The organism is Rossellomorea sp. GQ25 (genome assembly GCF_059758515.1).
Window position 1 is genome coordinate 191573 of record NZ_JCAXEQ010000001.1, and the last position, 22006, is coordinate 213578.

The 22006-nt window shown below is 40.9% G+C and carries 21 protein-coding genes and 3 other annotated features; of the genes, 17 read left to right on the forward strand and 4 right to left on the reverse strand.

Annotated elements, in window-relative coordinates:
* The first annotated feature begins 15 nt into the window (after nucleotides 1-15).
* Complete coding sequence (locus AC6CIB_RS01060) at nucleotides 16-684, forward strand: phosphatase PAP2 family protein (protein ID WP_498277467.1); 669 nt, start codon at nucleotides 16-18, stop codon at nucleotides 682-684.
* A 52-nt stretch (nucleotides 685-736) separates the two neighbouring features.
* Here AC6CIB_RS01060 and AC6CIB_RS01065 read toward each other — a convergent pair whose 3' ends face one another.
* Nucleotides 737-2287 (reverse strand): hypothetical protein, encoded by a 1551-nt coding sequence (locus AC6CIB_RS01065; RefSeq protein ID WP_498277469.1) that lies wholly within the window; start codon nucleotides 2285-2287, stop codon nucleotides 737-739.
* Nucleotides 2288-2628: 341 nt separating this feature from the next.
* Here AC6CIB_RS01065 and AC6CIB_RS01070 point away from each other — a divergent pair, with 341 nt between their 5' ends.
* From AC6CIB_RS01070 to AC6CIB_RS01130, 13 genes are all read left to right on the forward strand, one after another.
* Nucleotides 2629-2904 carry a YhdT family protein gene (locus tag AC6CIB_RS01070; protein WP_498277471.1) on the forward strand — a complete coding sequence of 92 codons (276 nt, stop codon included), beginning with the start codon at nucleotides 2629-2631 and terminating at the stop codon, nucleotides 2902-2904.
* Complete coding sequence (gene panF, locus AC6CIB_RS01075) at nucleotides 2897-4339, forward strand: sodium/pantothenate symporter (RefSeq protein WP_498277472.1); 1443 nt, start codon at nucleotides 2897-2899, stop codon at nucleotides 4337-4339. Before AC6CIB_RS01070 ends, panF begins: the two co-directional genes overlap by 8 nt.
* A gap of 130 nt (nucleotides 4340-4469) precedes the next feature.
* On the forward strand, nucleotides 4470-5327 hold the full coding sequence (locus AC6CIB_RS01080; protein ID WP_498277473.1) for a GNAT family N-acetyltransferase: 858 nt from the start codon (nucleotides 4470-4472) through the stop codon (nucleotides 5325-5327).
* Nucleotides 5328-5420: 93 nt separating this feature from the next.
* Nucleotides 5421-5666: a binding site (T-box leader), on the forward strand.
* Nucleotides 5667-5712: 46 nt separating this feature from the next.
* Nucleotides 5713-5964 (forward strand) — a binding site (T-box leader).
* Nucleotides 5965-6037: 73 nt separating this feature from the next.
* Nucleotides 6038-7435, forward strand: a complete 1398-nt coding sequence (gene trpE, locus AC6CIB_RS01085) for an anthranilate synthase component I (RefSeq protein ID WP_498277475.1) — start codon at nucleotides 6038-6040, stop codon at nucleotides 7433-7435.
* Complete coding sequence (locus tag AC6CIB_RS01090; protein WP_498277476.1) at nucleotides 7432-8043, forward strand: anthranilate synthase component II; 612 nt, start codon at nucleotides 7432-7434, stop codon at nucleotides 8041-8043. The genes trpE and AC6CIB_RS01090 overlap by 4 nt, the downstream gene beginning before the upstream one ends.
* Nucleotides 8015-9040 carry an anthranilate phosphoribosyltransferase gene (gene trpD, locus AC6CIB_RS01095; RefSeq protein WP_498277477.1) on the forward strand — a complete coding sequence of 342 codons (1026 nt, stop codon included), beginning with the start codon at nucleotides 8015-8017 and terminating at the stop codon, nucleotides 9038-9040. The genes AC6CIB_RS01090 and trpD overlap by 29 nt, the downstream gene beginning before the upstream one ends.
* Nucleotides 9041-9829 carry an indole-3-glycerol phosphate synthase TrpC gene (gene trpC / locus AC6CIB_RS01100; protein ID WP_498277478.1) on the forward strand — a complete coding sequence of 263 codons (789 nt, stop codon included), beginning with the start codon at nucleotides 9041-9043 and terminating at the stop codon, nucleotides 9827-9829. It abuts the gene before it with no gap.
* Nucleotides 9826-10431, forward strand: a complete 606-nt coding sequence (locus AC6CIB_RS01105; RefSeq protein ID WP_498277479.1) for a phosphoribosylanthranilate isomerase — start codon at nucleotides 9826-9828, stop codon at nucleotides 10429-10431. Before trpC ends, AC6CIB_RS01105 begins: the two co-directional genes overlap by 4 nt.
* Before the next feature lie 32 nt (nucleotides 10432-10463).
* On the forward strand, nucleotides 10464-11666 hold the full coding sequence (gene trpB, locus AC6CIB_RS01110; protein WP_498277480.1) for a tryptophan synthase subunit beta: 1203 nt from the start codon (nucleotides 10464-10466) through the stop codon (nucleotides 11664-11666).
* The gene (gene trpA / locus AC6CIB_RS01115) at nucleotides 11659-12450 is read left to right on the forward strand and encodes a tryptophan synthase subunit alpha (RefSeq protein ID WP_498277481.1); all 792 of its coding nucleotides are present in this window, start codon (nucleotides 11659-11661) and stop codon (nucleotides 12448-12450) included. Before trpB ends, trpA begins: the two co-directional genes overlap by 8 nt.
* Before the next feature lie 150 nt (nucleotides 12451-12600).
* A complete protein-coding gene (locus AC6CIB_RS01120; protein WP_498277482.1) occupies nucleotides 12601-12762 on the forward strand; it encodes a hypothetical protein in 162 nt (53 codons plus the stop codon).
* 133 nt (nucleotides 12763-12895) lie between these two features.
* The gene (locus tag AC6CIB_RS01125) at nucleotides 12896-13900 is read left to right on the forward strand and encodes a S66 family peptidase (RefSeq protein WP_498277484.1); all 1005 of its coding nucleotides are present in this window, start codon (nucleotides 12896-12898) and stop codon (nucleotides 13898-13900) included.
* A gap of 12 nt (nucleotides 13901-13912) precedes the next feature.
* Nucleotides 13913-14158, forward strand: coding sequence for a VOC family protein (locus AC6CIB_RS01130; RefSeq protein WP_498277486.1), 246 nt, complete (start codon nucleotides 13913-13915; stop codon nucleotides 14156-14158).
* 861 nt (nucleotides 14159-15019) lie between these two features.
* Here the strand turns inward: AC6CIB_RS01130 and AC6CIB_RS01135 are convergent.
* Nucleotides 15020-15616, reverse strand: a complete 597-nt coding sequence (locus tag AC6CIB_RS01135) for a class I SAM-dependent DNA methyltransferase (RefSeq protein WP_498277487.1) — start codon at nucleotides 15614-15616, stop codon at nucleotides 15020-15022.
* Nucleotides 15617-15752: 136 nt separating this feature from the next.
* Nucleotides 15753-16017, forward strand: a binding site (T-box leader).
* Nucleotides 16018-16058: 41 nt separating this feature from the next.
* Between AC6CIB_RS01135 and metG the strand changes: the two genes are divergently transcribed.
* Nucleotides 16059-17738, forward strand: coding sequence for a methionine--tRNA ligase (gene metG, locus AC6CIB_RS01140; RefSeq protein WP_498278602.1), 1680 nt, complete (start codon nucleotides 16059-16061; stop codon nucleotides 17736-17738).
* The gene (locus AC6CIB_RS01145) at nucleotides 17735-18223 is read left to right on the forward strand and encodes a metallophosphoesterase family protein (RefSeq protein WP_498277488.1); all 489 of its coding nucleotides are present in this window, start codon (nucleotides 17735-17737) and stop codon (nucleotides 18221-18223) included. Before metG ends, AC6CIB_RS01145 begins: the two co-directional genes overlap by 4 nt.
* A gap of 51 nt (nucleotides 18224-18274) precedes the next feature.
* Here AC6CIB_RS01145 and AC6CIB_RS01150 read toward each other — a convergent pair whose 3' ends face one another.
* Complete coding sequence (locus AC6CIB_RS01150) at nucleotides 18275-19099, reverse strand: GNAT family N-acetyltransferase (RefSeq protein ID WP_498277489.1); 825 nt, start codon at nucleotides 19097-19099, stop codon at nucleotides 18275-18277.
* 617 nt (nucleotides 19100-19716) lie between these two features.
* Nucleotides 19717-20778, reverse strand: coding sequence for a DUF3900 domain-containing protein (locus tag AC6CIB_RS01155; protein ID WP_498277490.1), 1062 nt, complete (start codon nucleotides 20776-20778; stop codon nucleotides 19717-19719).
* Between the two features lie 159 nt (nucleotides 20779-20937).
* On the opposite strand from AC6CIB_RS01155, the gene AC6CIB_RS01160 reads away from it, so the two are divergent.
* A complete protein-coding gene (locus AC6CIB_RS01160) occupies nucleotides 20938-21918 on the forward strand; it encodes a cation diffusion facilitator family transporter (RefSeq protein ID WP_498277491.1) in 981 nt (326 codons plus the stop codon).
* The last annotated feature ends 88 nt before the right edge of the window (nucleotides 21919-22006 follow it).

Sequence of the window (22006 nt, forward strand, 5' to 3'; positions counted from 1 at the left end):
AGAGAGGGACAAGTTTTGGAGGAGAAGCATATAAAACAAGGAGTATTGGTTGCACTATCGGTCATTTGTTTGATTGCATTTACATGGGGATTCGTCACGATTGTCGAAGAGTGGAAAGAAAATGAAATTGCACAATTTGACAATGGTGTCTTTGAGATAGTAAGAGGATTTATCTCACCGAAGTTAACGACCTTTATGACTTTCATCACTTTCTTAGGTGGAATTAAAGGAATCAGTATCATTGCCATCAGTGTGGTTGTCATCTTACTGTTTTTAAAAAAGTATCCACTCGCTCTTTTTGTAGCGATTACGATCACAACAGGGGCAGGGTTTAACTGGCTGCTAAAATGGATTTTCAAACGTGAAAGACCTGATATTGAAGCACTGATCGAGCAAGGCGGTTATAGCTTTCCCAGTGGTCATTCCATGAGTTCCTTTATTTTTTACGGGACCCTTGCATTCATATTGTTTCGAGCATTAGATCATAAATGGTATAAGTGGTCTAGTGTCATTGTGATCAGCTTTCTGGTACTACTGATAGGACTTAGCAGAGTGTATTTAGGAGTACATTATCCAAGTGACATTCTTGGAGGATTCACTGCGGGAGGTGCATGGTTGACGATTTGTATCGTCATTTATGCTTACTTCCATAAACGAAAACATTGGAAAGAAAGGGAGAATTAAATGGAAACAAAAAGCGCTCAGAAATTCTTCTGAGCGCTTTGATCCATTATCATTAAAATAAATTAAAAATATACGGCCCAATTGAAGTGGCATAAAGAAGAATGTAAATACCCATGAAATAGAATACTCCACCAAAAGTACCCCAGTCAGGATCTCTCCCCAATTTCCATAGTAGTGAAGTAATGGCGCTGATAAGGAGTAATACTATATACTCACTTCCTGAAAACATAAGGTATTCGGGAGCAGCAAAGTAGAAGTAATCCCCCATCGCTTTAGTGATGAATGTTATCGGCATTACTAAAAACATAATGATAGAGGCATATTCAACCCAGTTGATCTCTTCTTTCTCAAATATATTTGGTTTAAAAATATAAAGCAGAATTAAAAGAAATAGGGAAGGCAATACCCAATAGAATGAAACCATAATCGTGATTAAGCTGCTGAATATCATAAGTACGGAATTGTTAACGGCTTCTTTGACACTTCGTTTCGACCATTCAGTGCTATTGGCGATAACTTGTGCATCCTGTGAAGCGCCAAATAATTCATACGTATCTCCATCATAATCCAACCAGGCAATGCTCTTATTAGTGAGTTGAAGTGGAAAATACGTAAAATGGTTTGTTGTACTGACTGGAGCCGCTGTTAATTGGTTAGAGTCACTGAAAGGTGCTACATATAGACTAATCGCATTTTCATCCCCAACCCGATGACCTTCAGATGTGAAAAGAATGGATTTTTCTCCATTAATGGAAAGTAGTTGTGCGTTTCTTGGACTTTGAAGTTTGCCCCCTGACATTTTGTTCGTAAAATCAATTTTTGTGGGCTTCAAAATAGAAGATCCTATTTCATCTATCGGTGTATGCAACTTGAAAATCTTATATGACAAAGTTCCCTGGGCTCGCATCTCTTCATTATAAAGAAGAGTTAATTGATTGTTTTCTGTAGTAAAGGTTAATCCATTAATATGATGATTCGTTGCTGTGTTTACAATTGCTAATGGCTCATTCACTACTTGTAACGTATCATTCATGTAGTACAGGTGAGAGTGACCGTCATCTTGTCTAACCTGTAATACGGCACTGCCATTATTTCCAATATAGACTTCTAGGATTTCATTAGAAAAGCTGAAAACCTCTTTCACTGACAAATCAGCAGGGTTAAGAGAAAAAAGGTTCTCTTTATTCCAGAAGTACACAGATTTCATTGCAGTGCTGATCCCTGTTGCTTCCTCTGCAATCGTCGTTACTACATTACTCTCTGTAGAGATTAACTTGTCATCCTTGATCTGAATGGCCTTCGTACCGTCTGTCCAAAAAGGATGGCCCCGGGTAACGCTGGTGTCTAGCGTTGTTTTTTTGGTTGAATCAAATGATCCTTCCATAGTTAACCCTGTAATTTTCCCGTTACTGGCAAAGAAGAGTCCTTCATCTCCATTAAAGATAACAGGGCGTTCTTCAGAAGTGTAGTTTAATGGGATGGATCTACTCCAATCAGGCTGTGGTTGTTGTTTGACTTGTAAAAGCTGGTGGAGAAATAGTGCCCCTATAAACAGAACCATTAACACTAAAGGTATTCCAAATGATTTGAATTTCTCTTTCAAACATATCCCCCTCGATTCTCTATCTCTATAATATGAGCTTAATTTAGAATTTTACCATAATTCACATTTCAAGACACCAAATATTTCCTTCTATAAATAAAAGTTTTATGTTGACATTTATTATTAGAGGGATTACAATGATATTGAAAATCATTCTCATTTGAACAAAAGAGTTTCCCCCTCTTTCAATTGAGAGAATGGTTCATGAAAAACCCCCTTTATTAGATATAAAAAGACAGGCCCGTAGCATCTGCTTCGGGTCTGTCTTTTTATATTGCATTTCATTTCTTCCTGTCGTAAATTGTTAAAGGATGTTGTATTTTAAGGAGGGATAAGAGTAAGTGAATCATAAAGAAGATAAACGGTTCAGGGTTGCTGGTTACGAGGCACTGATAGGAATAGCACTTGTTCTGATAAATTTCTTATGGTGGTATGGTTTTGCATTCGGATTAGGTGTTCAACCGGTTTCAGATTACGATTGGATCCTCGGTATGCCAGAGTGGTTTTTTTACAGTTGCATCGTTGGCTTTTTCCTTATGATATTGCTAGTGATCATCGTCGTAAAGTACCTGCTTACTGACATTCCTTTTGACGATGAGGAGGATGATCATGAATAGTATGGCATTGATTCCCTTATTTGCTTTTTTAATCTTGATTTTTGTTGTGGGTATTTATACGGCTAGAAATGTGAGTAGAGCAGATTCCTTCGTTCAGGAATACTTCTTGGGAAGCCGTCAGCTTGGCGGATTTATTTTGGCAATGACCATGATTGCGACCTATGGAAGTGCCAGTAGTTTCATCGGAGGACCCGGCGCAGCATATACATATGGTTTATCATGGGTTCTTTTAGCCATGTCACAGGTTGCAACAGGCTATTTTGTTCTCCTTATACTCGGGAAAAAGTTTGCGATTATGGCCCGGAAATACCAGGCCGTTACATTGATCGATTATCTACAAGGCAGATATGGCAGCAATAAGATTACAATTCTATCTGCCTTTAGTATCATCGTATTTTTATTCTCAGCCATGATTGCTCAATGGGTAGGGGGAGCACGGCTCATTGAATCATTAACCGGGTTAACCTACGAGAGTGCTCTTTTCCTGTTTGCCGTATCGGTCCTTGTTTACGTTATTATTGGGGGCTTTCGTGCGGTTGCCATCACGGATGCAATTCAAGGGGTGGTAATGCTTGGAGGGACCATTATTCTATTGATTGCCACCATCATCGCTGGAGGAGGCATGGAGAACATCATGATGGGATTGAAAGCGGAAAACCCTAACTTATTAAGTCCTCATGGTCATGATGGAGAATTAAGTGCCCGCTATATTTCTTCTTTCTGGATTTTAGTGGGCGTTGGTGTTGTCGGATTGCCTCAGGTGGCAGTTAGAGCCATGAGCTATAAGAATTCCAGGTCCTTACACAGAGCGATCATAATCGGAACCATTGTCGTCGGTTCCATTATGCTCGGTATGCACTTAATTGGTGTGCTTGCAAGGGTCGTGGTCCCTGGAATAGAAGTGGCTGATAAAGTCATGCCTCTTCTTGCTTTAGAAGTTCTTCCACCATGGCTTGCCGGGATTGTCCTGGCTGCTCCGATGGCGGCTATCATGTCGACAGTGGATTCGTTATTATTGATTGTATCCTCGGCTATTGTGAAAGATGTGTATATGAATTTCATCAATAAGGATGCAAAGGAAAAACAAGTCAAAAGGATTAGCTTTTGGGTGACAAGTATAACGGGAATTCTCGTTTTTCTTATGGCGTTGAGTCCTCCTGAGTTGATTATATGGCTTAATTTATTTTCATTTGGAGGCCTTGAAGCTGTTTTTATTTGGCCGATTGTTTTAGGTTTATATTGGAAAAAAGGAAATGCCCAAGGTGCCATTGCTTCAATGCTATCAGGACTGGTAGCGTACATCTTATTTCACAGTTTCGCACCTAACTATCTGGATATGCACACGGTGATTTTTCCAATTATCATTTCCTTTTTCATGTATGTACTCGTTTCCCTGTTTACTCAATCTAAGTATAAGCAAGATGGATGGGTTTAGCCCGCCCATCTTTTTTTAGGGCTCTTTTTTCGTAAAGTTTGTGGTTTTTCATTCCATTACAGGTAGGAGTTCACGAAAATAAAGAAGGGATTCCTATCATGCAAATCGAATTTTATAATGGGGTGATAATATGTATAAGCTGACACAGTATATAAACACAGCTCATTATTACGAAAGGGTTCATTCTTTTCTAATAGAAGATGAGGCAGCGAATAACTTACCATTAGGTTTACTGAACACTATGAAAATTAGTCACAAATATAAGGATCCTTTGCTTCTATTAGTGGAGAATGGGAAGGGATCCGTGGTTGGATCATTCATCATGACACCGCCGCATTACCTGGTAAGTACGCTAAAGATAGAGAAGAAAGACATGCCTCAAATAGTTGAACAACTCAAAATGTTTTGTGAGGATTCCCATATTACCTTTCCTGGCTTCATTGCTGAGAAAGAAACTGCCCTTCAATTAACCCACGCCTGGTGTAAAGAAACGGAATCGAGCTTCCATGTGCGTATGAACCAGCGTGTGTACCAATTGAATAAGGTGAATGATATTCCACTGAGTGATGGGAAAATGGTTCCAGTAAGCAAAGAACACAAAGCCCTTCTTGCCGAATGGTTAATAGGATTTGTAAAGGATACAGGAGAAAATCCCCTAACTGATAAAGAGGCTATCCTGCGTTCAAGGGATATGATTGAAAACGAAATGTATGTGTATTTGTGGGAAGTAGATGGAAAGCCCGTTTCCATGGCAAGAGGAGCGAGAAGAACGGATCATGGCATAACCATAAATTTTGTGTATACACCGAAAGAATATAGGAAAATGGGGTATGCTTCTTCTGTCGTAGCCGAACTGAGCCGGTTGCTATTGAAAAATCATTCATTCTGTTCACTCTATACGGATTTAGATAATCCGACATCTAATAAGATTTATATGGAAATCGGTTATAAACCAGTTTGTGATTCGATGATGATCACCGTTGTGTGAACAAGTTAGATCTGGGCTGAAGACTATTTTGTATATTGATAGTTGACATTCAGGGAGAAACCTATTATCATAATAAACAATTAATTAAATGAGCGAATGGCTTTGACGAAGAGGAGTACCTCTGATCGACACTGAAGAGAACTGGTGGTTGGTGAGAACCAGTGTGGACGATCTTTGGGAATGGACTTCCGAGCCTCCAAACCGAAACTTTAGGAAGTAGGCTTTGGCGAATGTCTTATCGTTACAAAAGACGCGTATTCAAGCAAACCGCTTCGATACGATTGAGTGGACTGTTCAGGCAGTCAACAAAGGTGGCACCACGGGTATCTCGTCCTTTACATGATGTAAATGGATAGGGATGCCCTTTTTTTATAACTGAATAATGATAAATCGTTTGAGTAAGAGGAGTACATTCAAGTGATGCATTACAGAGAGTTAAGGACGGTGAGACCTTAGCATGATAGCTTGTCTGGAATGGACTTATGAGAGATGATCCGAATTGAAAGTAGGATCGTACGGAATTCCACCGTTAAAAGGATAGAGTATCGGGTTAAGTAATGCCCTGTACTTGAATCAAGAGGGGATACGTCAAAGTATCCCAATCAGAGGTGGCACCGCGGTCAGCATCGTCCTCTATGAACAGATCTTTCTGTTCATAGGGGACTTTTTTTATTGATTTATAAGTGGAAATACTGAATTGGAGGCATGAAATGATGAAACAGCAAGCATTGGATTATGTGGTGAAAGAATTAAACGGAGACATATTTACACCCATTTCACTTTTTCAATCGTTAAAAGGTAAGAAGAAATTTTTATTAGAGAGCTCATTGAAGCATGAACAATCCGGTCGGTATTCATTTGTAGGGAGTGATCCATTTTTAGAATGTAAAGCTTACGGAAATACCGTACAGTTAAAAAAATCATCTGCAAATGAAATAGAGGAAATAGTGGGGAATCCCATCGAAATCATTCAAAACCTTATTCCTTCCCACGAACTAAAGGATGCGCCTTTTCCTTTTACTGGTGGGGGGATTGGATACCTAGGATATGACGTTATTCGACTTTACGAAGAAATCGGTGTAACTCCTCAAGATGAATTGGAGATGCCGGATATTCATCTCATGTTTTATGAAAAAGTCATTGTGTTTGATCATCTGGAGCACAAGGTATTTATTGTCGTCATGAATGAGTGGATAGAGGATCAAAAAGTAGACCTGGATAAAAAGGTGAAGGAAGTCGAGGCTGAGCTGACCAATGTGTATTTGAAAACTCATAAAAAGAAACTAGATCGCCTTTCCTTCCATGCTCAAACCTCAAAAGGTGAATTCATGGAAAAGGTGGAGAGGGCAAAGCAATCCATAGGAGAAGGTGAGATATTTCAAGTCGTGCTCTCTCAAAGACTTAAGGCGTCCTTTTCAGGTGATCCATTTTCATTCTATAGAAACTTGAGGAAATCTAACCCGTCCCCTTACATGTTCTTCATTGATTTCGAGGACTATGTCGTATTGGGTGCATCACCGGAAAGCTTGCTGAAAGTTCAAGGGAGGGAAATCACCACGAATCCAATTGCAGGAACACGAAGAAGGGGAGAAACACATGATGTGGACAGGGAGCTCGAGAAGGAATTACTTACAGATGAAAAAGAAATCGCTGAACATCGAATGCTGGTTGACTTAGGAAGAAATGATTTAGGCAGAGTTTGTGAGATCGGCTCGATTTACCTTTCAAAGTACTTAACGATTGAGAGATATAAATATGTCATGCACATCGTTTCGGAAGTAAAGGGTGAATTAAAAGAAGAAGTAACACCACTTGAAGCATTAACAAGCTGCTTACCGGCAGGTACCGTCAGCGGAGCACCGAAAATCAGGGCGATGCAAATCATCAATGAACTTGAAACCACAAAGCGCGGCGTGTACTCAGGTGCCGTCGGGTATATCGGGGTGAACGGGAATGTGGATTTTGCCCTTGCCATACGGACGATGGTTCTTAAAGATAAAACAGCTTATGTTCAAGCCGGCGCAGGGATTGTTTACGATTCTGACCCAGCCAGTGAATATGAAGAAACAATGAATAAAGCTAAATCATTATTGGAGGTGACAGGATGATCCTTCTTATTGATAACTATGATTCCTTTACGTATAACCTGTATCAATATATAGAAGAGCTGGGTGAAGAAGTAATCGTAAAACGGAATGATGCTATTTCATTAGAAGAAATTAAGAAATTGAATCCTGCTGGTATTATTCTCTCACCTGGTCCAGGGAAGCCGGAAAATGCGGGGATTTGCATCTCGATTATACAGAATCTTCATGCTAGCGTGCCAATTTTAGGTGTTTGTTTAGGGCATCAGGCAATAGGGGCAGCATTCGGGGCAACCATCGAAGTGGCTGAGAAAGTCATGCACGGAAAAATATCCCTCATTAAACACAATGGCGGTGGAGTATTCGAATATCTGCCACAACCATTAGAGGTGATGAGATATCATTCCCTGGTGATTAAGAGTGGGACACTGCCGACACAATTAGAGACTGTCGCTTTGTCCATGGATGATAGAGAAATCATGGCGATAAAGCATATGAAGTATCCAATGTACGGGGTTCAATTTCATCCGGAATCCATCGGTACGAAAACAGGAAAGAAAATCATTCAAAACTTTTTAGTTCAGATGAGAAAGGAGAATAACCGTGAAAACCTATCTACAGAAGCTATCTAACGGTCATTCATTAGAGAGAGAAGAGATGAGAAGGGCAGTTGAAAAATTGTTCATTGAAGAAACAACGGATAGTCAAATCGCATGTTTCCTGACCCTATTAAAAATGAATGGGGAAACTGTAGATGAAATTACCGCTCTTGTTGAAGTTTTAAGGGAGAAAGCGATGCCGATTAAAAGCACATTACCAGGAATATTGGATAACTGCGGAACAGGTGGAGACGGATCCCAAAGCTTTAATATTAGTACAACGAGTGCATTTGTACTTGCCGGGGCTGGGGTGAAGGTTGCGAAACACGGTAACAGAAGTATTTCCAGTAAAACCGGTAGTGCTGATGTGTTAGAACATTTAGGGGTAGCACTTGATTTTCATTCTCATGAGGTGGAAAGTTTACTGGATGAAACCAATATTGCTTTTCTATTTGCACCCCATATTCACTCAGGTTTAAAAAAGGTAATGAAGGTCCGGAAAGAATTAAAGATTCCTACCATCTTTAATCTCATTGGACCATTAACGAATCCGGTTCACCTGGAAACTCAACTCCTTGGGGTATATAGAAGAGATAAATTAGAAACGATGGCCCATGTTTTACGTGAATTAGGCAGAAAACGCGCGATAGTGCTTAATGGAGCTGATTACATGGATGAAGCCTCATTAGCAGGAGAAAATCATCTCGTTCTGCTGGATCAAGGGGAAACTACTTCACTCACTTTAACAGGAGAAGATGTCGGCCTTCCTTATTATTCCCTCGAAGAAATCCGTGGAGGGAACGCGGGAGACAATGCCCTTATTTTAGAAGAAGTGTTAAATGGGAAGGAAGGGGCTTACACTGATACGGTCTTATTCAATGCAGGAATCGGTCTGTACGCTCATGGCAAAGCGGCCACCTTTGCAGAAGGTGTAAAGCTTGCCAGAGAAAGTATAGAAAGCGGTCGTGCAAAAGAAAAGCTCCACTCATTGGTTCGCTATAGTCAACAACGTCGAAAGCAGGTGATTTAAGTGTCTACCATTCTACAAACCATTCTTGAAAAAAAGAAAGAAGAAGTTAAAGAGTTAAAGAATGCAGGGTATGAATCCTATTATTATAAGGGGGCTCCCAGTAATTCCTTATATGAAGCATTAAAATCAGCTTCTAGATTACAGGTGATTGCTGAAATTAAGCGGGCATCTCCATCAAAAGGAGATATCCGAACAGAAGTGAATCCGGTGATTCAAGCAAAGAAGTATGAAGAAGCGGGAGCCTGTGCCATATCGGTATTAACCGATACTCCTTTCTTTAAAGGAAGTATGGAAGATCTGGCGAATGTACGTAATGCAGTCTCCCTCCCTATTCTTTGTAAAGACTTTATTATCGATGAAATCCAGATAGATCGTGCAAAAGACGCCGGGGCAAATGTCATCCTTCTTATCGTAGCTGCCCTGGATGTAAACAGATTACAAGAATTATATTCTTATGCTACGAAGCTTGGCCTGGAAGTTCTGGTAGAAGTTCATAATGAAGAAGAAATGAATGTCGCAATGGAATTAGGTGCAACTATAATTGGTGTGAATAATCGTAACCTGAAAACTTTTGAAGTAAATCTCCTGATCACAGAAACTCTCGGCTCCATGGTAAATGGAACAGATATCGTGTTCATAAGTGAAAGTGGAATAAGAAATGAAGAAGACAGTCAACGAGTCGTAAACGCAGGTGCGGATGGGGTCCTGGTCGGAGAGACGTTAATGAGAAGTGATGACCCTGCAACTAAGCTTGCCTCCTTACAAGTGAGAAAAGGCGTGGTGAAATGACCAAAGTAAAGGTGTGTGGAATTAAAAGGCAAGAAGAGGCTCTCTGGGCAATTGAAGCAGGAGCTGATGCAATAGGATTTGTGTTCGCTGATAGTAAAAGAAAAATTGACGTGGAATCAGCGGCATTTATAAGTGCCTCACTACCTTCGCATATATTGAAAATTGGTGTGTTTGTAAATGAGGCTAAAGAGAAGATGGAAGAAATATTCCAAACAGTAAATCTAGATTACGTACAACTTCATGGAGATGAATCAGTTCAATTTTGTGATAGTCTCAATCATCCATTTATCAAGGCGATTTCGATAAAGGAAAAAGAAGATATAGATGGGATCGAACACTTTGGTGGAGAGATGATTTTGGTGGATAGTGGAACGGGGCCTCATCGTGGAGGGAATGGGACGACGTTTAATTGGGATTATGTCCATGCACTAAACATCCCTCAACACTTGATTCTTGCCGGTGGATTGAATCGGGATAATGTTCGGGAGGCGATCACCAAGGTCCGTCCCTATATGGTGGATGTTTCCAGTGGTGTAGAGACGGAAGGGAAGAAGGATAGAGGAAAGATAGAGTCATTTATTCGAGAGGCAAAGTCGGTGTAACGATTTTTTTAACCAATGAAGGAGGAATTGAGATGATATACGCGCATCCAGATCAAAAAGGGTTATTCGGGCAATTCGGTGGAAGGTTCGTTCCAGAATCATTGATGAAGGCTGTTCAAGAATTGGAAAAGGCTTATGATGAAGCCTCTAAGGATGAAAAATTCCAAGAGAAATTTCAAAGCTACTTAAAGGATTATGTAGGAAGAGAAAATCCACTCTACTTTGCTGAAAATCTAAGCAAACAGGTCGGGGGAGCGAAAATCTATTTAAAACGTGAGGATCTCAATCATACGGGTGCTCACAAAATCAATAATACAATCGGTCAGGCCCTGCTCGCTGAACGGATGGGCAAGAGAAAAATCGTGGCGGAAACAGGAGCAGGACAACACGGTGTAGCAACGGCAACCGTATGCGCTCTATTAAACCTGGATTGCGTCATTTTTATGGGGGAGGAAGATATACGCAGACAGAAGCTCAACGTATTCAGAATGGAGTTACTGGGAGCGAAAGTGGTGAGTGTCAACCAGGGAAGTGCCACATTAAAAGATGCAGTCAATGAAGCCTTGCGCTACTGGGTCGTAAATGTAGAGGACACACACTATATCATCGGTTCCGTGTTAGGGCCACACCCATTTCCTAAAATGGTCCGGGATTTTCAAAGTGTGATCGGGAAAGAAACAAAGCGACAATTCTTCGAAAAGGAAAAATGCCTGCCAAAGGCCATCGTCGCTTGTGTTGGAGGTGGCAGCAATGCCATCGGAATGTTCCACCCGTTCATTGAAGATAGGGAAGTTGACTTATACGGTGTGGAAGCGGCTGGAAGTGGGGTTGAAACCGACAAACATGCAGCCACATTAACAAAGGGGTCTGTCGGGATCCTTCATGGAAGCATGATGTACCTGCTGCAAAATGATGAAGGGCAAATTCAAGAAGCCCATTCTGTTTCAGCAGGACTTGATTACCCTGGTGTCGGGCCGGAGCATAGCTACTTGAAAGACATTGATAGAGTGGAATATACGTCCATTTCAGACGTGGAAGCGTTAGATGCATTCAAGCAGTTGTCCCAGACAGAAGGAATTATACCGGCACTGGAAAGCTCACATGCAGTAGCCTATGCGGTAAAATTAGCTGAAAAAATGAAGAAAGAAGAGTCAGTAGTGATTTGTTTATCAGGCAGAGGGGATAAAGATGTGGAACAAGTGAAAGAGTTACTGGGAGGTAGTCAACATGGGTAAATCATTTCTTGAAAACACGCTTCAAACTGATCTGGATAAAGGAAATAAACTGTTCATACCTTATGTGATGGCAGGGGATGGGGGTCTTGAGACCTTGATTTCAACCTTGAAAATACTGGAAGAGAGTGGGGCGACGGCCATTGAAGTCGGGATCCCTTTCTCGGATCCCGTTGCCGACGGTCCTACCATCCAAGAGGCAGGGAAGCGGGCACTGGAGAATGGGACGACACTGCAAAAGGTTTTTGAAGTGTTAGAGGAAAGCAGGAAGGAAGTTGGCATTCCGTTAGTCTTTATGACGTATATTAACCCCATTTACAAATATGGAGTGGATCGATTCTTTCGGGATTGTGAGAGTGCAGGGGTGGACGGGGTAATCATTCCTGATCTGCCACTTGAACATCATGACTTAGTTCGGGCACCATCTCAAGAATATGGAATAGCCATTATTCAATTAGCATCGCTTACGAGTCCGTTAGAGAGAATTCAGGAATTGGCTTCCGTTACTGAAGGGTTCCTTTATGCTATTACGATTAATGGTATTACTGGAACGAGAGAAGGATTTGGCAACTATATCTCAGATCACCTAAATAAATTGAAAGAAAACTGTCCGGTCCCCGTACTCGCCGGGTTTGGAATATCCACTCCTGAACATGTGCGAGCCATGAGTAAGTATTGTGATGGAGTAGTCGTTGGAAGCAAAGTAATTGATCTGATTCAGCATGAATCGTTTGATGAAATAAAAGAATTAATCAGTGCTTCAAAGGCTAATGCATTAAATTTGTAAAGATTACTGAATTCTTCGTAAATAAATGACAGCATAGATTAACAGATTCTAAATGTATGTTAAATAAAGGTAAATATCCTTCTTTTTCCTCCTGAAATCAGTATGATAGAGATGTAGTTGAACAAAGCATCATAATAGGAGGCTATGAAAATGAAAAGTATGAAAAAGTGGTTATTAATGTTAATGACAGCTCTATCAGTAGTAACATTTGCAGCCGGATGCAGCAGTGACACAGAGGAAGACACAGGCACTGAAACCGAAGAGAACATGGAAGAAGAAAGTAATACTGAAGAAGGCAACACTGAAGAGTAAAATGGTAACAGTCAGTCCTATAAGGGCTGACTGTTTTATATTTGGATTAGAAAACCTGAGATTAAGGTTGAATTAAACAACTATTTCTATTAATCTGACAATATAAGACATATTCGATAGAGAGGTCAAAAGGATGACGATTCCAAATCGATTAAAAATAGGGGATACGATTGGGATTTGTTCCCCATCTTCTCCAGTCGCTGCTCATTGCCCAAAGAGATTGAATAGGGGAATTGAAGAGCTTAAGAGGTTAGGCTTTAACGTAAAAGTAGCGCCAAACACGTTGAAAATAGAAGAATATATGGCTGGTACCGTCGAGGAAAGAGTGGAGGACCTACATCATCTCTTCGGGGATCATGATGTAAAAGCCATCATCACCACCATAGGAGGAACCTGTTCTCATCAACTTCTGGATCATCTTGATTTCTCTTTAATCCAAAAAAATCCAAAGGTTTTCCTCGGCTACAGTGACATAACCGCACTCCACATGGCGATTTATCAAAAGACCGGCCTCACTACATATCTTGGACCTGCCGTTCTGCCTCAGTTTGGAGAATATGGAGGAGTCCATTCATATACAAAGGAACATTTCTTCCAATCACTTGTACAAAGCGAAAGAGTAGATTACTCCGCCTCTACTTCCTATGTAATGGAACATTTGTGGTGGGACGAAGAAGACAATCAATTAAGAGAACAAATTGAAAATAAGGGACCTCGTGTAGTCAAAGAAGGGAGAGCAGAAGCTAAAATCATTGCAGCCAATATGGGAACCATGCTCCTTCTCGCAGGTACAGAGTACTTTCCAGATCTCGATGGTGCCATATTATGTATTGAAGATGATCCAGAGGAAACCCCGTCGTCAATTGATCGATACTTAACACAACTCAGACACATAGGTGTATATTCTAAAATTAATGGTCTTGTCGTTGGACGCTTTCATGATCACGTTAGCTTTAAAGAAAATCAACTAGCCGGCATTTTATCCCGTGTTACAGAGGGGTATGAAATCCCAGTCGTTACGGATCTTGATTTCGGTCATACTGACCCTATGTTTATCCTTCCAAACGGAATCCGAGCCCAGCTTAAAGTTCACGGAAATCAAATTGATTTTCGCCTGGTGGAAAAGCCGGCTACATAAGGAGGAGTTTATATGATTCAAAGAAAACTGAATACAGTGTTTATTCCCGTGGCTAATCTAAAGGAGTCTGTGGATTGGTACGAAAAAGTACTAGGTTTCGAAATCGATCCTATGCAGTATAAAGAGATTGAGGAGCTTCCCGTATATACTTTTCAAATGGGGGAAACATCACTAACTCTTGAAGAGGATAAAGGATTCACTCCACCTTCTTCAAATGTTCCAATCTGTAATTTCCATACCCCTCAAATGGAAAAATAAGAGAAGACTTTCATGAAAAGGAAGTCACAATTGAATCTGGGATCATCACGTTTCCCGACTTTTCTTATTTTAACTTTAGAGATATCAACGGGAATTTATTAATGATTTGTACGGGTTAAAGTCGATTAAATATGCTCTTTTCGCAAAGATTGTTTTTTCTTTCAAATGGTATGCTTGGGCTCTGTCAATTAGTATGTGCTGGATGGTGAGGGGAACTGCTTCGCTTGCAGCTAGCGTTCGGCCGAGCCTCCTCAGCTTAGCCGAACGGGGTCTCGGCACGATCTTACATCCGCAGGAGTCTACGCAGTTCCCCTCACCATCTTTAAGAGGTTTTTCGTGACAGATCTAGAAGGTGTCAAAAAACATTCTAAATAGAGAACAGAATTCTTCTTCAATACCATATTAACCTCTACTCACCTTATAAGAGGTTGTTTGTTAAAAGCTATTGTTTTTATTATTTCTTTTAAAGAAACATGCTCAGAAAGTTGATTGGAGCGGAAGGATGCTCGACTCCTGTGGGAATAGCTGGACAGTACGAAAAGCTACGGGGCTTTGCCCAGGGGCGACAAGCATAGACGAGTCTGCCGGAAAGGCGCTCTTTGCCTTTTTGGCAGACTCGGCTTATGACCTCGAGCCCCTAAGCCCCGTAGCTGGACAGGTGAGACCCCGGAGGCAAAGCCGAGGAGGCTCACCGCCAGCCCCGCGGAAAGCGAGCATCCTGTAGCGGAAATCAACTCCTACTATCTTCTCTAAGATAGCCACAAACTTTGCGAAAAGAGCCATTAAATAACATGTAAACAATAAAGCAAAGAAACCTCCTGAAGAAATGTGTTCTTCAGAAGGTTTCTTATTTTTGCAATTTTACTTCACACACTTCACACATACCGTTAAAGCGGGTTTAACATTCTTATAAGAAAGAGTGATATCTTTAAAGCCAGCTTCATGCAAGGCTTCAGAAATACTTTCGCCATAGTGTTTCGCCCTGCTATCCCTTTCTTCATCCCCACGTGGCTGGACGGTGATAAGAAGGATGCCACCTTTTTTTAGCATATTATATAAATGTGAAAGGGATTTTTTCTGGTCCTTCCATAGGGGATAGTTATTGACGGAAAAGATCCGATCGTACTCAACGTTGTTCAATTCAAATTGACTAATATCATGAACAAATAAGCGAACTCTTCCATTCTCAATGGATTTTTCATTCTTATTCCGTGCAGCATTCTTCATTGTCTCAGAGATATCAACCCCATCTACAAGCGATTTAGGAAAACGAGTGGAAATACGATGGATACAATATCCCGTCCCATAGCCTACTTCCAGAATATGATCACCATCTTTAATGGACAATTGCTTAATGGACCAATTATTAATTTTTCGATTATCGAATTCCATTACTTTTCCGACAAGCCAGCCGAGTAATCCTTTCGGACGCTTGAATTGCTTTTGCAATGAAAACAACAGGGCATCACCTCTTTTGTTGAAATCTGTTCTTATAAAATAGGATCGTCTGTTCACCTTTCCACTAATACACACAAATAAAACCTTGAAAGCGATGTTGCAATTTTTTGAAAAAGTGGCATAATATAATAAAATCATGTTTGCGTTGAAGAGAAGAGTACGTAGATGAGTCCCTTATCAGAGAGCTTCGGAAGCTGAAAAGAAGCAGGGTAACTCGTTATGGAAAATGGTCTCGGAGCATTCTATTCGAACCGCTTTGGTGTAGAGTAGAACGGGAGTGGGCATCCGTTATCAATGTCACGGTATAAGGGCTTTTTTTTGCTCCGTACTTGCTGAGATAGTCTTGTGTAAGCAAGCTATAAACTAAGGTGGTACCACGAGTTCAACCCCTCGTCCTTAGATGTCGATTGATATCTAAGGACGAGGGGTTTTTGTTTTTTATATTGTTCAGGAGGAGGAAAAGGTCATGACTATATTTATTGGTGGCGCCTGGCCATACGCAAATGGCTCATTACATTTAGGGCATATCGCAGCACTATTACCAGGGGACATTATTGCCCGATATTACCGCTTAAAGGGGGAGGATATTCTCTATGTGTCAGGAAGTGACTGTAATGGAACCCCCATTGGTATTCGGGCTAGACAGGAAGGAACAAGTATTGAAGAGGTCGCTAATCGATTTCACAACGAGTTCCTGGAGTGTTTCCACGCTTTAGGCTTTAATTTTGATGAGTACACAAGAACAGATCACTCACATCATCATAAAGAAGTCCAAAACATCTTTAACACCCTTTATCAACGGGGCTGGCTTTATGAAAAAGAAGTGGAGCAAACCTATTGTGAGCATGATCATCAATTTTTGCCGGATCGGTTTGTGGAAGGAACCTGTCCCGTTTGCGGCTCGAAGGCAAGAGGTGACCAATGTGATAAATGCTCGACGGTTCTAGACCCGACTGATTTAATCGATAAAAACTGTAAGCTCTGTGGTCGAGAACCGGTGCTTAAAACCACAAAGCATTTATATTTCTCTCTTTCTAAATTGCAGGAACCTCTTCAACAATTACTGAAGGATAACGGTACCAGATGGAGAGATAATGCTCTTCAGCTCACGAGACGCTATTTAAAAGAGGGCTTGCATGACCGACCGGTGACAAGGGATTTAGAAAATGGGGTGAAGGTCCCGATTCAAGGTTTTCAAGATAAGAAAATTTATGTATGGATAGAAGCAGTGAGCGGATATTTAAGTGCTTCAAAAAACTGGGCGAGGGAGCATCAGCGAGAGTGGAAAGACTTTTGGCAGGAGGCAACCACTTCCTATTATGTTCATGGAAAAGATAATATCCCTTTTCATAGTATTATTTGGCCGGCCATTCTCATAGGAATTGGCGAAAGGAATCTTCCTGACTATATGGTTTCAAATGAATACTTGACGCTTGAGAAAAGGAAAATATCTACGAGCGGCAATTGGGCTGTTTGGGTGAAGGATCTTCTCAATGACTATCATCCAGATTCCATTCGGTATTTCCTCACCATTAATGCACCGGAAAAGAGAGATGCAGATTTCTCCTGGAGAGAATTTATTTATAGTCATAACAGTGAACTGCTGGGAGCTCTGGGGAATCTGGTTCAACGCACGCTAAAATTTTATGGGAAAGAATTTGGTCATAACCTTATGCTCTCTATTGTACCTAATGTTGTTAAGGATAAAATAGACGAAACATTTTATTCGGTTGGCCAATCGATTGAAGAAGGGAACACTCGACAGGGAATTGAAAAAGCATTCGAATTTATTCGATGGTCGAATAAGCGTTTTGATGAAATGAAACCGTGGAATGTATTAAAAGAGGATAGGGTGGAAGGGAGAAAGGTACTAGAGGAATTCCTGTACGTATTATGTAATTTAAGGAATCTCATTCAGCCGTTTTTACCCTTTACTTCTTCAAAATTGGCTGATCAGCTGGGGATGATCGGGCAATCCGTGTGGGCGCCGGTATCTTTGCCGTTAGAGATCAGAATTGAAGCAACAACACCATTGTTTAACCGAATTGACCTTAACCAAATTGAAATAGAACGGAAACAATTAAAGAGAAAGCACAGTGAAACCAAAAGGAGCATGAGATGAAGATTATAGTCGTGTCCGATACCCATATGCCTAAAAAAAGGAGAGGGCTTCCGGAAATTCTGGTGGAAGATCTCAGGAAAAGTGATTTAATCATTCACGCCGGAGACTTTCAAACCCTTGATGTTTATAAAGAGTTTATAGAGTACGGAGAACTGATTGCCGTTGTCGGAAATGTAGATAATGCAGATCTTCAGGCGTTTCTTCCCCAAAAAAGAATCATCATGAAAAAAGGACTGAAAATTGGTGTGGTGCACGGAGACGGGAAGGGAAAAACAACGGAAAAAAGAGCTCTGGAAGCGTTCGTCTCTGATGAGGTAGACTTGATCGTCTTTGGTCACTCACATATCCCATATTCCCGCTATATGAAAGGGAGACTTTTGTTTAATCCCGGATCTCCCACTGATAAGCGTAAACTCCCTTACTTCTCGCATGGTGTTTTGACCATTGACGACACGTGGAAAATAGAACATAAATTTTACCGTTAAAAAAGCACAGGGTCTATACCTCTGTGCTTTACTCTATAATGTGATTCAATCTTATAAAGGAAACTGGTAGTAATCCTGACTATAGAAGGTTTGAAATCCACTTGATTCATAAAGCTTAAGTGCATTTCTGTTCGTAGCAGCTACATCCAGGTAAATATCCCTGGTCCACTCGGATTCCTTCATCACGACTTGAGAAAGGGCATTTCTACCGATGCCTTTTCCCTGATGGGAGGGAAGGATAGCGAAGCCATAAATAAAGCTACGATTGTCCACTCGTTGGATTCTAATCTTCCCTACGCTTGTTCCATTATATACAATCATTAAGTTGCCTTCCCCTGATTCTTCAAGCAATCTCTTGGTATGGGATTCAGCATCAGACCTTACAACGTGAAAGCATTTTTCATCAAGGTCAATGATCGTTTCTATATCCTTTTCAGAAGCTTTCCTTAATTGAAGATCAGAGTTGTTTAAGGACAAGCTTTTTTTATTCCACTTCATTTCATATTCTGTAAAATCATAAGAGGCTTTTATTCTCTCAATAAATTCCTTTCCGGAAGCTGATGAGCCGGGAGAATTTAGTAAGAGCTTTTGAACAGATCGTGATCTTAGTGACTGGATGGCTTCCTGGAATAGTTCTTGAAATAGTTGCTGTTTACGGTAATCCGGGTGAATCATCCCACATAATTCATATATTTCACCAAAGCCGTACAAACCTAAAAATCCAATCAGTTGATCCTCTTTGTAAAGAAGAAAATCATCCAGGCTGTTTGTACGGTTTTTAAGCATATCCCAGTTTAGTTTTAAATTTATATCTTCGTGTTTTTCGCAGACGCTCTGCAGGTTTTTAATGTCTTGAAGCTGTTTTGAAGTAAGCATGTTTCATCCCCAATTATTCAAAATGTAAAGAATTTTCTTACTAAATTTTATGGGAAATCCTTCACCTAGACAAGAGTTTTTTGAATTTTTTTGTAAAGTTCTATTCCTAAACTTTGTTGCTATTTTACATAGAAAGTAGTAGTTGCTTTCCGCGGGGCGGGTGGTGAGCCTCCTCGGCTTCGCCTGTGGGGTCTCACCTGTCCCGCTCCGGCGACTAGCCCCTCGAGGTCATAAGCTAAATGGTCCAAGAAGGCAAAGAACGCCTTCTTAGGCCCATTCATCTTATGCTTGTCGGGGCTGAGCAAGCCGCCTCCGCTTTTCGGACTGTCCCGCTATTCCCGCAGGAGTCGAGGGCCTGCAGCGAGAATCAACTTTCTCAGCATGAGTTTTTTAATAAAATCTAAATTGAAAACAATCAACTTATAGAATACAACTTTTTGAAAGAGATCAGTGTTAGAAATCTGCTTGTGTACTAGAAATTCTGCTTTGTAATAGATTGTTTTTTTGTCACGATTGGTGTCTGTCTTTATCTAGCACACACACTGATTGACAGAGCCCCTGGAAGAACTTATGTTATAAAAAACAAAATAAGAACCATGTATTTCACATGGCCCAACTTATTCTTTTTCTTGTATTCGCTGAATCACTTCATGCAGCTCATCCGGCTTTAAAAATTCAAGAGGGGAGAAGCCTTTTTCAAACATGACGGAATCGCTCTCGATCATCAATACATATCGACCGTTCACTTTCGCCAGATGAATGCTGTCACCAAAGTCGGAAAGAAGAGCTTTAACAGAGACATGATCAAGTTTCACCTTAAGTTCGACTTCAGGTGATTGCTCGACGATTTGGGAGGTGGCTTCTACCACTTGTTCAGTTGTGAACCTCTCCTGAAGCTCCCGCTTTGGACTGATTGCCCATTCTTCCACCGCTTCTTCAAATTCAACACGTTCATCACTCTCTTCAGCATAGGTTTCTGAAATATGTTCCTTCACCATCCCGTAAACTTGGGATTTCACGATTTCGGGCATGGACTTTTCATACTCTACCCATTTCAAGAAATCTTCAAAGTATCTGGCGTGTGATGCTTGATGGATTTTGATTTCGGCAGAGTCCATCATGCCTTCCTCAGGCATATAGGGATATTGGATGGATTTCATGTTTTTCGTCGTAATCGCCATTTCGACATTGTGAATCAGAGTCGCTTCATCGGTTATGGTGGCAACCTTAGGTTCGAAATCACATTTCATAATGAACACAAACGGATCATCAAAAAATTTCGTCAGCTTTGCAGTCGCAACGAGGAATGCTCCACCGCGGATAGCGCTCGCTTCTATGTACATTTGAACGATTTGATCACAGGCTTCGCGAAAGTCCTCTTTGTTTTCGGCATATCGGGTGCGGTGAAATAAATTATAATTCGGATTGGAAGTCAGCTCATGACCAGGTTCCACTACAAATCGTCCAATTTTTGTTGGGGCAGACTCTGACTTTGAATGTCGGTCTACTTTCCGCTTCACAATTTTGGTTAGTTCTCCATCTAAAAAGCTTTTTAATGGACTTTCTTCATACTCGGTTCCAGTTAACGTCTGAAAATGTTTATGCCGCTTATCGGCTTCTTCGCCTTTGCCCTCTACTTGTATTAAATAGAAGGAAAGGTTCTGAATAGTAAAATCCATGTTTTGTTCTCCTGACCTAAATAAATTCGTTTTACATGTAATCATCTATACATTCATTGTTACAGTATAGAAAAGCTGAAAAGGTTCGTCAATTGACTTATGAAAGTTCATTCTGGTGAGATACTACTTGTTAAGAATTAAGTATAGGTGGTGTGCTATGTGGGGAATCAATCCTTTTTTTTATTGGTGAAGAAGGGAAACAAGTCATCGTTTTTCGCTATGGTGGGGAACGGGGTTCTGGCGATTGCAAAAGGAATAGCCTACTTCGTTAGTGGAAGTGGAGCAATGTTTGCCTCGTCAATGCATTCATTAGCTGACGCAGTGAATCAAGGTTTTGTATTTATTGGAAGTGTTCTTTCTGAGAAACAACCGACGGAGAAATTTCCGACAGGATTCGGAAGAGTCATCAATCTTTTTTGTATGGTTGCGGTTATCGTTGTTTCCATTATGGCTTATGAAACCATACGGGAAGGGATTCATTTACTAAAACATCCCGCTGAGGTGAAGGGCATATGGCTGAATGTGTCTGTATTACTACTAAATATCCTTATCGATGGTGCCATTCTCTATAAAGTAATGAAGGAAATCGGACAGGAAGCAAGAGCTGAAAGCACGGGTTTGGGAATTTTCTCAGGAGCGTTTAAAAACGTAAAGCGTGCGTCACCACCGACAAGGCTCGTATTTTATGAGGATTTGGTCGCTGTTTCAGGGGCTATCTTAGCCCTGATTGCAGTATTGGTGTCCTACTTCTCTGCCTATCAGCTTTTGGATGGAATCGTCACCATTGTCATTGGATTCCTCATGGTAGGAGTGGCCTTCAGGGTCGGATATGACAACATGGTCGGTCTGATAGGAGTTGCTGCCCCGAAGGAAGTCGAGGACCGAATCGCAAGTGCGATCTTTGAGCACGAAGCAGTAATCGATATCTTTAAACTAAGAGTCACTCAGGAAGGACGATACTATCATGTTGAATCGTATCTTGAACTGAAAAGAGGATTACCACTTTCTGAAGCAGATGATATTAAATTCGCCATACAGGATAAATTAATGAGCGACCCGGATATTGCGGACGTAACATTGGGGATCATCGAGGATGATGGAATTCAGGAATGGAAAGGAAATAAACCGGAACCACAATAAGAAACAAAGCATCCTGCCGAGAAGTTCAGCAGGATGTTTATTCGTTTGTGATTAAAAGCAATAAATGAAGGTCGGGCCAGACAGATCA

Coding starts and splice junctions, on each gene's coding strand:
- panF (WP_498277472.1), top strand. CDS start 2,897: ATGAATAGTATGGCATTGATTCCCTTATTTGCTTTTTTAATCTTGATT.
- AC6CIB_RS01080 (WP_498277473.1), top strand. CDS start 4,470: ATGTATAAGCTGACACAGTATATAAACACAGCTCATTATTACGAAAGG.
- trpE (WP_498277475.1), top strand. CDS start 6,038: ATGATGAAACAGCAAGCATTGGATTATGTGGTGAAAGAATTAAACGGA.
- AC6CIB_RS01090 (WP_498277476.1), top strand. CDS start 7,432: ATGATCCTTCTTATTGATAACTATGATTCCTTTACGTATAACCTGTAT.
- AC6CIB_RS01105 (WP_498277479.1), top strand. CDS start 9,826: ATGACCAAAGTAAAGGTGTGTGGAATTAAAAGGCAAGAAGAGGCTCTC.
- trpB (WP_498277480.1), top strand. CDS start 10,464: ATGATATACGCGCATCCAGATCAAAAAGGGTTATTCGGGCAATTCGGT.
- trpA (WP_498277481.1), top strand. CDS start 11,659: ATGGGTAAATCATTTCTTGAAAACACGCTTCAAACTGATCTGGATAAA.
- AC6CIB_RS01120 (WP_498277482.1), top strand. CDS start 12,601: ATGAAAAGTATGAAAAAGTGGTTATTAATGTTAATGACAGCTCTATCA.
- AC6CIB_RS01125 (WP_498277484.1), top strand. CDS start 12,896: ATGACGATTCCAAATCGATTAAAAATAGGGGATACGATTGGGATTTGT.
- AC6CIB_RS01130 (WP_498277486.1), top strand. CDS start 13,913: ATGATTCAAAGAAAACTGAATACAGTGTTTATTCCCGTGGCTAATCTA.
- AC6CIB_RS01145 (WP_498277488.1), top strand. CDS start 17,735: ATGAAGATTATAGTCGTGTCCGATACCCATATGCCTAAAAAAAGGAGA.
- AC6CIB_RS01150 (WP_498277489.1), bottom strand. CDS start 19,099: ATGCTTACTTCAAAACAGCTTCAAGACATTAAAAACCTGCAGAGCGTC.
- AC6CIB_RS01155 (WP_498277490.1), bottom strand. CDS start 20,778: ATGGATTTTACTATTCAGAACCTTTCCTTCTATTTAATACAAGTAGAG.